Here is a 13938-nt window from a genome sequence, read left to right as displayed (position 1 = left end):
ATAAATTATGTGGAATAAACCTTGGAAATATCGTGAGGGATTTGCAATAAGTATAGGGCTTCTGATAACAGGAGCCCTATTACAAGTCTCTATAGGAGCAATGGAGTGGCTCGTGTTCATGTGGCCAGCCAACATCATTGGCCTAACTGCACTTGTCATAGTGTCAGGGCTGTTTTATGCACTGCGCTCTAAAGTATATCTGTTTCGCTTCATGACGCAGGTTGAGGCTGCCGTGCCTGCGCTTGCCACTGCATCTGTACTTACCGTTATTATGGGACTAAGCAGACAGGTTGCCGATGGACACCCGGCTATGGATCCTGTCGGGCTCAGCCGCATGCTTAGTTTCTGGCCGTTCGTTCTCATCTATCTCTGGAGCGTTGTAATCGTGGCAGAAGTAGGAATACACCAGCTTATGCACTTTCAGAAGCGGTTCATTCCTTCGCTCGTCAGTCATATCGGACTGTTTATCTTCATTACTTGTGGAACATTAGGCTCTGCCGACATGCAACGTCTGAAGATGTATTGCGAAGAAGGCAAGCCTGAATGGCGTGGCATTGACAACTTCCAGCAGGTGCACGAACTGCCGATTGCCATCGAACTGCAGAAGTTCAGTATCGACGAGTATCCTCCCAAGCTGGCTATATTCGACACCAAGTCGGGCAAGAGCCTGCCTGCCGACAAGCCAGAGAACATTATTGTCGAGAGGGGGTTCACCTCGGGCGAACTGATGGGTTGGAACATTACGGTCGTGAAGTACATTGAAGACGCACTGCCTGCGGGTATGCTTAAAATGATCAAGGGCATGCCGGCGCAGATGATGAAGATGATGAGAATGGACGATCTTGGCATGCGCATTAATGCAGGTGGTTTCGTTGAATACAAGGATAAGGGTGCTGCTACGGCTATCCTTGTCAGGGCGCAGAAAGGGAACGTGGTGAAGGAAGGCTGGGTGAGCTCGGGAAGTTACATGTTCCCTATGTCTACGCTGAAGCTCGACAAGAGGACAGAGATAGCCATGTCGGCTCGCGAACCATTGCGTTACGCTTCCGACGTTAATATCTATACCAAAGATGGCCAGACCTTCAAGGCACGCATAGAGGTAAACAAGCCTGTTACCGTAGGCACGTGGAAGATTTACCAGCTCGACTTTAACAAGGAGCAGGGCAAATGGAGCACGCTCAGTGTGTACGAACTTGTGTCGGATCCTTGGCTGCCTGCCACCTATGTGGGGATCTACTTGCTGATTATTGGCGCAGTTCTCATGTTTGTAACTGCAGGGCGTAATAAATACAAGAAGGAGGAAGGAAAGAAATGACTGCATTTTGGAATTACTTTATATACTTTGCCATGGTAGCGGTGCTGCTCTGGGCAGCGGGTGCCTGCGCGGCTTGGAAAGACAGGAAGGCTGTGGCATATAGTGCCACGATAGCCGGACTGGTTGTTTTCTTTAGCTATATACTCATCATGTGGATTTCGCTCGACCGTCCCCCAATGCGTACCATGGGCGAGACACGTCTGTGGTATTCTTTCTTCTTGCCATTAGCCGGTATCATTGTTTACAGCCGATGGGACTATAAATGGCTGCTGTCGTTCTCTACCATTTTGGCATTGGTCTTCATTGGGATTAATCTGCTGAAGCCCGAAATTCACAGCAAGACACTTATGCCCGCACTGCAGAGCCCCTGGTTTGCTCCGCACGTCATCATTTACATGTTTGCCTACGCGCTTTTAGGAGCAGCTTTTGTCATGGCTGTCTATCTGTTGTTCTTTAAGAAGAGCAAGATAGTTACGCATAAAGAACTTGACATTACGGACAACCTTGTCTACATTGGCTGGGCATTCCTGTCGCTGGGCATGCTTACGGGTGCGCTCTGGGCAAAAGATGCCTGGGGGCACTACTGGGCTTGGGACCCGAAAGAGACCTGGGCAGCTGCCACCTGGCTGGCTTATCTTACCTATATTCACTACCGCTTGCGCAAGAAGTGCGATTTGGAGGTGGCTATGTGGATACTCATCGTGAACTTTGTGCTCCTGCAAATGTGTTGGTGGGGCATTAACTATCTGCCTTCTGCGCAAGGCACAAGTGTACATACTTACAATATGCAATAGGCTAACAGCAATATTTAGACGACATAAACTGTAAGACGCATAAAAGAGGACACGCCGATTGTGGTGTGTCCTCTCTGTATATATAGTACTATATAGATGCCTATCAACTCTATTATACGACGTCATATAATACCCTCATGAGGGTATTGCCTGACACCCTCGTGAGGGTATTGCATGATACCCTCGTGAGGGTGTTAAGCATAGGATACAAGGAGGTAGAAGGATTGGTGTTATATAGATACAATGCTACTTGCGGTAGAGGGGGTATTCTACGTCCCAAAGAAACAGGGCATTGCCTGGCATGCTCTCTCCCGCATCGCTGCGGGTGCCATGGTCTACAATCTTTTGGAACTCGTCGGGCGAAATCCTGTATCTTCCAACCTCTACCAGCGTTCCCACAACGGCACGGACCATGTTGCGAAGAAAACGGTTGGCTGTTATTACGAAGCACCATTGCCCTGCTTCTTCTACATTGTCGCGAATGGAAAGCTGCGTGTTGCAACGCTCCCAACGAGCCTCTGTCAGGTTGCAAATGGTGGTCTTGTTGTCGCCCCCCGCCTTGCAAAAGCATTTAAAGTCGTGCTCACCTACAAGGTAACTTGCAGCTTTGTTCATTCTGTCATAGTCCAATACGTACGGCATTTCGCACGAATAAGCCTTAAGAAATGGGTTTCTGCCATGGTGCATGTAATAGTGATAGGTGCGCGATGTAGCCGAAAAGCGTGCGTGCAACTCGTTTCCAACCGGAAACACGGCAGTAACGGCAACATCGCGAGGCAGCAAGCGGTTCAGCTTGTAGCATAGCTGTTTGCAGTCTATGGCTTCTTCTGAACAGTCGAAATGAGCAAACATAGTGCGTGCATGGACTCCCGAGTCGGTTCGTCCGGCACCAACTACGCCTGTCTTTGAGCGCAGCAATGTAGACAAAGCCTTTTCCAAGACTTCCTGTACCGTTATTCCGTTCGGCTGAATTTGCCAGCCGTGATAGTTTGTGCCGTCGTATGAGAATTTAATAAAATACCTTTGCATAGTGCTGCAAAGGTACGCAATTTTATCTCAAGTTGGTTTCATTGTTGATAAAAGTAGCTGAATAGTACATGCAAAACAGGAATGCAAAGCAAAGAGACACCTGCAACACACTGGGGTGCAACGCTTCTATGCTTGCACCTGGCAGATGGGCTATGCGGTGCAAGGCAGTGTTCATGAAACCAACTACTGTAAGCAACGTCTTTCCTACAATGAACTGTACTGTTGGAACGGAAAAACATGCCAGCAATAGTATTGCAGCATAAAGAACAATAGTGGCACACGGAATGACAACAAAGCTGGAAAGCAGGAAATAGCAGCTGAATCGTCCGAAATAATATGCAACCAAAGGAACCGTCCCTGCCTGTGCAGCAACCGAGACCGTAGCCGGCCCCCACACCCAGCGCAGCAACCAATGGCGTTGAAGTCGTTCCCGAGAGAGCAGACCATAGAGCAGGGGAGCAAAGAGCACGATGGCAAGCATCGCCATGAACGACATTTGGAAACCTACGTCCCACAAGTTCTGTGGTCGTGCTGCCAGCAATATTATGGCAGTTAATGCCAGTGTGTTCAGCGAGAACTTGTCTCTGTTCAGCAATCCCACCATGCTGTAGACGGTAATCATGGTGGCAGAACGCACCACCGACGGCGAAAAGTCTACCAACAGTGCGTATAGCCAGATAAGCAGCAGCACGAGCAGGTCGCTTAAATGGTATCTGACGAGGGTGCTAATGTAGGGAATGCCTTTGCAAAGATTGAATCCGAACAGAAAGATGGCGTAGATAATGCTGAGATGCAAGCCCGAAAGTGCCAGCACATGACTTGCTCCCGAAATAGAATAGTCGTCTTTCACCTCTTCCGATATATGCTGCTTGTCGCCCAAGGTCATCGCTATTGCAACGGCAGCCGTCTGTCCGCTAAGCCCAGTGCGCATATAGGTTTGCAGCCATTGTTGCTTGGCTCGCTTCAGTTCTATGAGCGTACGGTCCACAATGTTGAGGAACGACAGGTCCACCGACGCTTTCTTCCAGTTCCGATAGTAGATGAATGTCTCAGCATCGAAACCGTGCAAACGTAACCAGCGGGCATAGTCAAATTCCGAATCCCGAAAGTTCACAGGCTCTTCCAGCTGCGAATAAGCCGTAATGCCGTCGCCCACATGCAACCGTTTATAGTTATTGTAAACAGTATCGCGCAATATCGACGCCTTTACTTTTATCATTCCTTCAGTTGTAGATATAGCCAAGTCTGTCTTCATCACTTTTCCGTGTTGCACAGGCTCTGTAAGCAACACGGCATCGTAGCGGAACGGTTCTGTAATGAACTTCCTTTGCAAGTTTATTTCTGTATCCGCCATAAGCAATCCGCCTACCGAAGCCACAGCCAAAAGCAATGACCAGCTGCCCGACAATCGTCTTTTCCCACTAAAAAGCACGATTGCCAAGCACAAGGCAGCCATTGCAGACCAACTCCATAACGGAACGGCAGTTGCACCATATCGCCCGAGTGTCATGCCTATAATAAGGGCTACAGCCACTTTTACCAATGGATTCATGTCGCCGTCAGTACTCCGCCTCATAACATAGATTGTTCACATTGTTTTTAATTCTGCTGCAAAAGTAAGAAATATTCTCTTGCTTTCGTCATTACATTGACCTATCTTTGCCCATCTTTAGCATAAAACCCTAAATTTCTAACATTAATTCGTCTACAATCAATGGTATACTTATTGCATATATTCCGGCATCATTGTTATTTCGATGCGGCGATTGGACTTCAGCATATCTTTTGCAATCTGCTGTATGTCTTGCGCAGTAATTCCGTTCAGAAGGTCTTCATAACCTGTGTGGAAGTCTACGCCGTGTCGCAGATTGTTGTAAATAACATAGTCCCAATAGTTGTTCGTGATAGCGTTCTGTTGGTATGCTTTCAGTAAATATGTTTTTACTTTCGCCATACTCTCTGCCAACGGCCCATTGTTGGCAATGTTCTCTATCTGTCTGTAAACGATAGGCATCAGCATTTCGTACTTTGCAGGGTCGGTGCGGAAGCCTATCTTTATCAAAGTAGTAGGCTTTGAGTTCCTGTCGAGTTCGCTCTGCACGCTTACACCATACGTTCCGCCTTTCTCCTCGCGTATTGAATCGGTGTAAGCAATGGTCAGTACACGTTTGAAAACATCGAGTGCAAGGTCAGCTTTTGCCGTGTAAGGTTCGTCGAAAGTATAGAAAACGCTCACCAAGGTAGAAGGTGTGTTCATCTTCTTCTTGAAGGTATGCGTCTCGTTTACGTTGCGCACTGCGGGGTAAGTGTCTTTTACTGTATCACGTTTCCCCTTTGACGGCAGTGTTGCAACATACTGGCAGAGCAGTGGGCGTAGCTTTTCCATATCAATGTTGCCCACCAAGACCATTTTAAAGCCTGATGCATCGCTGAAGCGTTCGTTGTAGATTTGCCAGATGCGGTCGTACGACACACGGTCGATGTTGCTTGTCTTTATGGACTGCAAACGTGGGTGGTTGCCGTAAAGAATAGCCGAAACCGAATCGTTGTAAGCCACTTGTGGGTTGGCTTCGCGGTTTTTGAGGAACGAGCGCATAGTGGCAATGCTGCCTTTGAACTTTTCTGTATCTTTGCGTGGTGCAGTAAAGTAAAGGTAAGTGAGTTCCAAGAGTGTCTGCAAGTCCTTTACCGAGGAGTTGCCGTTGATGGCTTGCGTTTCGTATCCGATACTTGGACTTATACGAACCGATTTTCCGCTGAGCATTCGGCTGAGCTGGACGTTGTCGAACTTGCCCACTCCTGCATCAGTAATGGCACTTGTAAGCATGTGGAAGTTCAGTGCATCGGTGTCGGGGTAGAGCGATGTGCCACCTTCGCCGAAGAAACGCATGCTGATTTGGTCTTTTGCGTAGTCTGTAGGCTTCACATAAACCTCCACGCCGTTGCTCAATACAAGTTTCTTCACACCGAACTTGCCCCAATTCTGCTCGCTCTTTATCTTGCCTTTCTTCGGCAGTTTGTCTATGAGTTGTTTTCCTGCAGACTCCTCCTTGTAAGGTTCGTACTTCTTTGCTTGCGCATCGAGCACATATTTCTCAAAGGTTTGCGCGTCGGCAATGGGGAAGTTGGGCTTGTCGGGCGCATATATCGTAAGCACTTGGTTCTTGTTTGAAACAAGTTCGGCAACCTCCTTGTTCACGTCGGTCAGCGTAACTTCCTTGTCGAACTGTTGCATCAGCTTGTAATCGTATTCGGCTGTCGTTATCGGTTCGCTTGCCAAGAAGTTTTGCAGGGCAGCCTTTACAAAGTAACGGTTGCGACGGTCGTTGCGCTCGGTGTATCTGCGTTCGGCAGCTTTCAGGAATCCTGCTTTTGCACGTTGCAATTCGCTTTCCGTGAAACCGTGCTGTCGGGCACGCTGTGTCTCGGCAATGGCAGCTTGGAACGAACCTTTCACGTTCTCTTGCAGACAGCCGAACGAAAGCGAAAAGGCATCTTTCGTTTTTGAAATAAGGAATTGTCCTGCGCCCACCGATGCACTGTGGAAAGGTGGTGTGGCTTGTTTCTTGATGTCGGCAAGGCGACTGTTTATCATAGAGGTAACAAGTTCTGTTACATAACTCTTACGCGCAGTTGCCACAAGGTTCTTTTCGCTGTCGGGAGTGGCTTCCTGTTTCATGTAGAGATTTACGAGCATAATGGGTTGCTCGGTGTCTTTGTCGATGGCAACTATCATCTTGTCGTTGTCGGCAACGGGATAGTAAACTCTTTCGGCTGGGTTTGTGGGCTTGGGAACGTCGGCAAATGTACGACGGATTTTCTGTTCCATCTTGTCCACGTCAATGTCGCCCACCACGATAATGGCTTGCAAATCGGGGCGATACCATTTCTGATAGTAGTCGCGCAAGTCTTTATAAGGGAAGTTGTCTACAATATCCATTGAGCCAATAGGCAGGCAATCCTCGTATTTCGTGCCTTTGTAGACCACAGGAAGCACACGTTCCATCATTCGTTGCACTGCCATTCCTGCCCGACGCGTGCGCCATTCCTCGTGGATAACGCCACGTTCTTTGTCTATTTCGTCGTCGTTGAGCAACAGGAAATGGCTCCAATCGTGCAGAATAAGCAAGGTAGAATCTACAATTCCCTCGCGTTTTACAGGTACGGCAGATACATTGTAGACGGTTTGTTCTACGCTGGTGTAGGCGTTTAGGTTTGTTCCGAACTTCACACCGATGCTTTCGCACCAAGGCACAACGCCTAATGAGCTGCCTTTTCCTTGAAAGTTCTTTGTACCATTGAACGCCATATGTTCCAAGAAATGTGCCAGACCACGTTGGCGAGGCTCTTCCAGGATAGACCCAACACGCTGTGCGATGTAGAAATCAGCAAGGTTTGGTTCTTTAGAATTGTGGCGAATATAATAGGTAAGTCCGTTTTCCAGCTTACCCATTCTGTACGACTTGTCTGTCTCCATCGTCTGTGCCGATAGCGAAAGCGGCAGGAGGAGTGCGACAAGCAGCTGTGAAAAAAGTTTGTTCATAATGTTTTTATAATGAAAAAAAGCTGTTGGAGAACGCTTTTCGCGCCTCCAACAGCTTAGAGAAATTTACTTGACGGTTGGTGTAGCCTTCGGTGTGAAGTCTTCGGTCGAGTTGTTGGTATCGGCATATTTGCCGTTTACCGCTTTGCGTACAACGACTGTTCCAATACCGCTCTTGTCGTCTTTGTTGTCTGAACAATAAGTATAGCCCTTGTCGAGCAATATAGACATTACGCGCCATTGGTGGTCGTTGTCCTTGTAAGAGAGGTTTACGGCATCAATAATCCACGCATTTGGTACGAAGTAGGCTTTGGTTGTCATGAGCTTACCGTTGGTAGCGTGGTATTGTGCATCGTACGTGTTGTTCTTCAGGAAGTCGTCTTTTGTGCCACGAATCTTAGCTATCGCATACGCATTGTTGCCGTGCATGTTGAGAATGAAGAAAGACTGGGTATAGCAATACCACTTGTCGAGGTTCTTGACAGATGGGTTGTCCTCGTCCTTTACGCTTACCTTAGACTCATCGTAGAACTCAAAGTCAGCCTTGCTGAGGTCGAAAGAGGCACCGTTTACTGATTTGTGGTCTTTTGCATTCAGTGCTATTAAAAGGCTTTCGCCTGGTTTTACAGGAACATCTTTTCCACTTCCAGGTATCATATAAATGGCTTGTGCGGCAAAACCTTCGTTACGCAAGTCTTTCAGATACTTCTGTGGATTGTCGTTTCTGAAAGCTGACTCCATGATAATAATGCTGTCGGCATACAAAATCTGGTCGCTGTTGTTGGTAATCTTAAAGTATTGGTCTCTGTTGTATGGAGCACCGCCGTCTCTTGGTGAGCCACGGAAGAATATTTCAGAGATTACAAAGCCTTCTTTACCTGTGAAAACGTTGAACAAGAGCTTAACGGTGTTGCCTGATTGGTTATCAACAATCTCTACATTCTCGTTCGTAGCCTTTACCTTGGTGGTGGTTTGCTTGCCGTCTACTGTGAATTTGGCAGTTCCAACAGCCACTACCGAGTACGAACCTACGGGTACATTCTCTATGGTTGCTGTGTAACCGTTGTCTGTTTTCTTAATCTGCTGTGTTGTATAGGGTTGTGCAGACTTCTTGTTGATAAGTACAATCTGTGCATCGGTGAGCTCTCCGCCTTGGATTGTAAGCGGCATTTCAAGATTGATAACCACCGAAGAGGTTGCTGTTGGCTGGTCCTTGTCGTCTGAACAAGACACAAAACCAAGACACATAACTAAGAGCAGCATTGTGCTCATTAAAATTTTCTTTGTCATTTTCTTTCTATTTAATTGATTACTGAATAATTTATTTAGAACGTAAGCCCCATTGTAAGGCTCATCGTCGTTTGTTTCTTATGTTCTGACGTGAAGGTTGTTGCGCCTTGTAGTTCGGCAAACATACCATAACGTGGGTTGTTGAGCTTGTAGTCGGTGCGAAAGCGGGCGTTGATATGCCCATAGCTGGCACGCTGCTGTATATAATTGTAGTTTACCATCTGCACAAAGAAGGGTTCCATGTCGGTATATGGCATATCAATGGTTGCATTTGCCTTTGCGAAATAAGCAGCCGTTAGTTGGCAATCGGTAAGCCAACGTTTGCCAATGTGCGACAACAACTGTGTGGTAGCTTCGGTGAAGATATGCGAAAAGTTTATTTTTCTGCTTGGATAAACATATTTTGAACGGTTGGAAATGTAGCCCAGTTTTGTTCCGATAGCCCATTGACTCTTTGAAAGAGCAGTAAACATTGCACCTGCGTATGTCGTAGTGTGGTAATGCTTGTACATTGTGAGGTCTGCCAATACAGGATAAACACCTGCAACGGCATCGCCTGCAACGTGTTCGTCGCCGTGCTTGCAGTCGAAAGCGTAGTGCGCAAATGCTGTCCATTGGCTTTTTACTCCCTTGTTTCTGTAGCCTGCGGTTATAGCTGCATTGTTGTTGTATAATGTTGTGAGCGGTAACGAGTTGTATTCGTTGCTGATACGTTTGTATCGGCTGCTCTCCAGAGTTATATCGCCATAGAAACCACGTTGCGTAAGTGGTTGCGCCGAAAGCAGAAGTGTACTTCCGCTACCTGTATAGTTTACATCGGAAGCAAACCCAGAGAAGCGTTTGTAGTGCGTTCCCAATCCCGTCATCACGTATTGGGCTGCTCCTCCCTGTTCGTTGTATAGGTCTACATCGTTCGACTGTTTGTATATATTGCCCGAAAGAGATGCCCCCAGCTGGTAGTTGCCTGTGGTCTGATAGGCTGCACCAACTTTTATTGTAAGGTCGGAAACAATGCCACGCATACGCGGGTCGCGGTTTCTCCATTCTTGTTCGGCACGGAACAGCATCTCGGCACCTACGTTCCATTTGCCAATAGCAGTAGCGTAGCCTCCCGAAAAGGTGTATCTTTCGCCCTGTGTGTTGCCTCCTACGGTATCGGCAAGTACGTATGGAGCAAGCAAATCGTAGTCGGAAGTGGAGTTCCACCGTATGTTGGACGTTCTTTTGGTTGTATATGCTGCTTTACCCCACACTGTTGTATGGTTGGAAAGGTGAATATAGGCTGTGGTTTTGGCTTCTGCTGCCGAATGTCCATCGCCTTTTTCAAGCAGCAAAGGGGCTGATGCGTGCGAGTAATAGGCTGTCAGCATAAGTTCGTTTTGTGTAAACCGAAAGACAGTACCGTAGACAGCAGGATTCTGCCACGCTGTTCGATAAGGCAAATTCGCAATGGTTGCCCTCTCATAGCGTGCCGAATCTTGCGCGAAGGCAAGGTTGCCAGATGCTACACCTATTATAATATATAGCAGTCGGAGTATTCTCATTTAATCTGTAAATATGGGTTTCATTTCAAGAGTGTAGTCGTTGCTGTCGCCAAAGGCAATAAAATCGGTCTGACTGCGAAACGAACGTATGCGGGTTTGCTGCTTTTGGTTGGTGTATTGTATGCTACCGTCTACACTAACTTGATAAGCACCACGCAGCAACTGCTGTTTGAGAACGTTGCCATTGAAGTTCGTGGAAGTGATAACCTGTTTTGTGTTGAGGTTTCTTATGGTAGCGGTTGCCTGAACACGGTCTATTCGCAAAGTGTCGCCACCGTTGATGACGATGGTAACCGAAGCCATGTAGTCGTCGGTGCTATTGTGGCAGGCTGTTAAAGCTGTGCCGATGAGTGCAAGAAATATTATCTGAAGTACCTGTTTCATAATTTTGCATTGATTTCCAAGCCAAAATAAGGGCGCACACTGCGTCTTATCTTGATGCCGTTTTGTTCGTAATCAGGGGTGTAGTCTAAGATTCTGTTGCAGAACATCGCAATGTTGAGGCGGTCGTTGAGCAACTTCTTCGTTACCTTTAAGTTCAAATTCATTGAAAACGGTACGATATATTTTTTGTATTCAACTGCCGAGTGGTTGCGAACGAGGAAGCGCAGATACGTATCGTTTGCATATTCCTTTTGCCAATCGTGTATCGTGCCGTCGGGCGAGATATATTGGTCGGGCTCATTGCTTAACGGAAGTCGCTGCGTAGAGCTGAACCAAAGGCATTGAGCTGATAGCGAAAAACCCAAACGGAGCTTTGGAATGTCGGTGTCGAACGTGAAATTGGTATTTGCCATTTCGTTTTTCACTCCGTCGTTATCGCGGTATAAGCCAACATACTGTATTTGTTTGTTGTCGATAACCGCTGAAGGACGGTAGGCAACGACCTGCGAATTGCGGTAAATGGTTCTGAACCACGCTCCGTTTATCGTAAGTCGGGTGTGCAACGACGGTATGCGGCGTGTGGCAAAGGTGTATTCTATGCCTCGCTTTAACGTCTGACTGCCGTTGGTATATTCGCTTCGTCCAAACAATTCCTGCACCATGGTGTAGGGTAGGGTAGCAACATCGGGTGCTGCCGTTATGCTGTTGGGGTCGATACCCGATGTATCGTATTGCTTGAAAGTATAGGGGCGGTAAACGGTGTTGCTGCGGAACCCCGACGTCATATTCTCTTTGAAGTAGGTAACAGAGAGGCTGTTGCCTGCTATATTTATGTCTGTGCCAAACTCCCACTTCAGATTTCGGGCGGGTTTCAATGCCTTGTTGGTGGCATCGATAACGAATGTGCGCACGTTGATGACTCTGTAATCGTTGTTGGGGTGGTAGTAGCTGAGCTGCACAATGTCTAAATAGCGTGGGTCGGGGTAGAGATACTCCATTGTTGGGTTCTTCGTGTGCTGACCTACACCGCCTTGTATGCGGACGTTTGTTGCCCATTTACCTACCTTGAATTGCGGAAACGACCACCCAAGATTCATTCGTGGGTCGAAATACCAATGTCCGTGCATGGTGTAGGACGTCGGCAGATTAAGCATTTGGCTCGCTCTGATACCTCCATTTAGTTCAAACGTGTGGCGTGCAAAGGGTATGCGCAGCTGTTCCTCGGCATAAACGGCAAGCGTACTCATGGCTGGAATGGTTGAAAGTTTACGCTGCCGGACGGAAATACCTGTATAAGGTGGGCGCAGAGGGTCGAATATCTGTCCGTCGCCATAGTTCTTATCCAATGTCCAAGACGCACCAACAAGCAACGTGTTGGCTATGATGGTAGATGGAACCTGCAGTTTTGCATTCAGCTGAGCAAATATATTGAGCGGCTTTCCGTCTACATCTTGGGTGCCATAATAGGTGTAGGGCAGAATGGGAACGTTGTATTCGCCTTCCTCAGTGGTGGTTACGGCAGGCGTCATTTGCGATAATTGCACCAAACGCGTGCGTGAAATGACATCGTGCTGATAGCTTGAAGAGAGCGTAGCGTTTACCGACTTCAACCAGAGTTTGTGTTTGAATGCTACGTTGAGTGCCGTATTGAAGGCGAAACGGTTGTATTTCGATTTGTAAGTATCTATTTTTCCTTTGTTCAAATCGGGGTCTAACTTCTCACCGTCGAACGAACCGCCATAGTCGAAGTTGTTCGTCCACTTCAAGGTATAGTTGTTTTTTGTCCAAGTTGCGCCACTACGTGCCGAGAAAGTAACGCGCGAGTAACGCTCCAACGAATTGCGTGGGTCGCGATTGGCATCAAGATAGTCGGCACTAATGTTGAGTGTCCAACGCTTTCCGAACTCGAAACCCTTTGCCAAATAGAAGAGTTTGCTGCTCATATCGGCTTTTAAACGGGCACTCAGATTGCTGCCACCACGACGGCGTTCTATCTTTACAAGTCCCGTGGTAAGGTCGCCGTATTCCACGGAAGGAATACCACGCACTATTTCCACCTTTTCAATATCGTCGGTTGATATGGTTCTCATATCAATGCCCTTATTGGTGAAGTCGCGATTGGTAACAGGCGAGTCCCAAGCCCCTTTCATATACTGCATATTGGCATTGTTTGAAACGGGTGCTCCGTCGATGACGAAACTGGTTCCAAGCGACGAAGTGGCATAGTTTGCACCGCTGTTCGATGCCGCTTCGCGCAGCCGAATGCTGTTCGGGTTATTCAGCGAAGGGTCGGCAGAACGTCCGCCAGGCAACAATTCCAACAAGTCGGAGAAGGTGGAAGGCTGCAAATGCTCCATAGCCTTCTTGCCAATGGTAGAGGCAGAAGCCAATCCGCGCGACTCTTGTGCCGTAACCACCACTTCTGCCAATGCGTTTGTGTCTTCTACTAAATAGTAGGTAGCATCTTTGGTAGCTTTTGCAACCAATGGCTTAAAGCCAATATAGCTTATACGGATAGTTTTCCCATTTATGTTTTTCGCCGTAAAACGTCCGTTCATATCGGTTATTGCCACAACATTCTTGGTTTCTGCAAGCGTTATGGAAGCCCCTATAACTGGTTGATGCGTTAGGCTTTCCAAGACGAGTCCACCTGTTACATTTTGTGCAAAACCTATAATGGCGTGAAAAACAAATATAGAAAAAAGTATGTATCTTGTTCGCCTCATTTTTGCATTGTGATTCTTATATGCAAAATTAGAAAGAATAGCGATTGACACAATACTCAAAAGTAGGTAATTTTTATTTGGTTGATAGTCTTCCGAATTCGAAAAGTGGTTTTATAAACCGACAAATAAACTCATTATTTTTTCTTTTTTGTCTGTATACACACATTTTGTTCGAACATAAAAAACGTATTAGTAATATTTAACAGTTGAGAAGTGCTATGTAATTAGTTAATAATCAGTAATATATAGAAATCTCTTAGAAATCTAAAAAAAAAGTATAAAAAAATGTATGGCTATTAAGAAAAAATGTCTA

The 13938-nt window shown here is 46.9% G+C and carries 9 protein-coding genes; 2 read left to right on the top strand and 7 right to left on the bottom strand.

The features are described 5' to 3' along the window. Positions 1-7 precede the first annotated feature (7 nt). Positions 8-1315 carry a cytochrome c biogenesis protein ResB gene (locus RDV52_RS10110; protein ID WP_004365666.1) on the top strand — a complete coding sequence of 436 codons (1308 nt, stop codon included), beginning with the start codon at positions 8-10 and terminating at the stop codon, positions 1313-1315. Next, positions 1312-2109: a cytochrome c biogenesis protein CcsA gene (gene ccsA, locus RDV52_RS10105; RefSeq protein ID WP_004365667.1), complete on the top strand. Its 798-nt coding sequence runs from the start codon at positions 1312-1314 to the stop codon at positions 2107-2109. Before RDV52_RS10110 ends, ccsA begins: the two co-directional genes overlap by 4 nt. 246 nt (positions 2110-2355) lie before the next feature. Here ccsA and truA read toward each other — a convergent pair whose 3' ends face one another. The 7 genes from truA to RDV52_RS10070 form a co-directional block, all read right to left on the bottom strand. Next, positions 2356-3138 carry a tRNA pseudouridine(38-40) synthase TruA gene (truA, locus tag RDV52_RS10100; protein WP_004365668.1) on the bottom strand — a complete coding sequence of 261 codons (783 nt, stop codon included), beginning with the start codon at positions 3136-3138 and terminating at the stop codon, positions 2356-2358. Between the two features lie 22 nt (positions 3139-3160). Next, positions 3161-4714, bottom strand: a complete 1554-nt coding sequence (locus RDV52_RS10095; RefSeq protein ID WP_004365669.1) for a ComEC/Rec2 family competence protein — start codon at positions 4712-4714, stop codon at positions 3161-3163. Positions 4715-4861: 147 nt separating this feature from the next. Beyond that, on the bottom strand, positions 4862-7681 hold the full coding sequence (locus RDV52_RS10090) for a M16 family metallopeptidase (protein ID WP_004365670.1): 2820 nt from the start codon (positions 7679-7681) through the stop codon (positions 4862-4864). Positions 7682-7747: 66 nt separating this feature from the next. Beyond that, on the bottom strand, positions 7748-8971 hold the full coding sequence (locus RDV52_RS10085) for a DUF4876 domain-containing protein (RefSeq protein ID WP_004365671.1): 1224 nt from the start codon (positions 8969-8971) through the stop codon (positions 7748-7750). Between the two features lie 35 nt (positions 8972-9006). After that, the gene (locus RDV52_RS10080; RefSeq protein WP_004365672.1) at positions 9007-10515 is read right to left on the bottom strand and encodes a DUF6850 family outer membrane beta-barrel protein; all 1509 of its coding nucleotides are present in this window, start codon (positions 10513-10515) and stop codon (positions 9007-9009) included. Next, positions 10516-10899 carry a hypothetical protein gene (locus RDV52_RS10075; protein WP_004365673.1) on the bottom strand — a complete coding sequence of 128 codons (384 nt, stop codon included), beginning with the start codon at positions 10897-10899 and terminating at the stop codon, positions 10516-10518. After that, positions 10896-13625: a TonB-dependent receptor gene (locus tag RDV52_RS10070; RefSeq protein WP_040556733.1), complete on the bottom strand. Its 2730-nt coding sequence runs from the start codon at positions 13623-13625 to the stop codon at positions 10896-10898. Before RDV52_RS10070 ends, RDV52_RS10075 begins: the two co-directional genes overlap by 4 nt. Positions 13626-13938 lie beyond the last annotated feature (313 nt).

Origin of the sequence: Prevotella nigrescens (assembly GCF_031191185.1) — a bacterium.
In the GTDB taxonomy this organism is placed as follows: Bacteria; Bacteroidota; Bacteroidia; order Bacteroidales; family Bacteroidaceae; genus Prevotella; species Prevotella nigrescens.
Note: the sequence above shows the minus strand (reverse complement) of the source record. Positions and strands in the feature narration are given on the sequence as shown.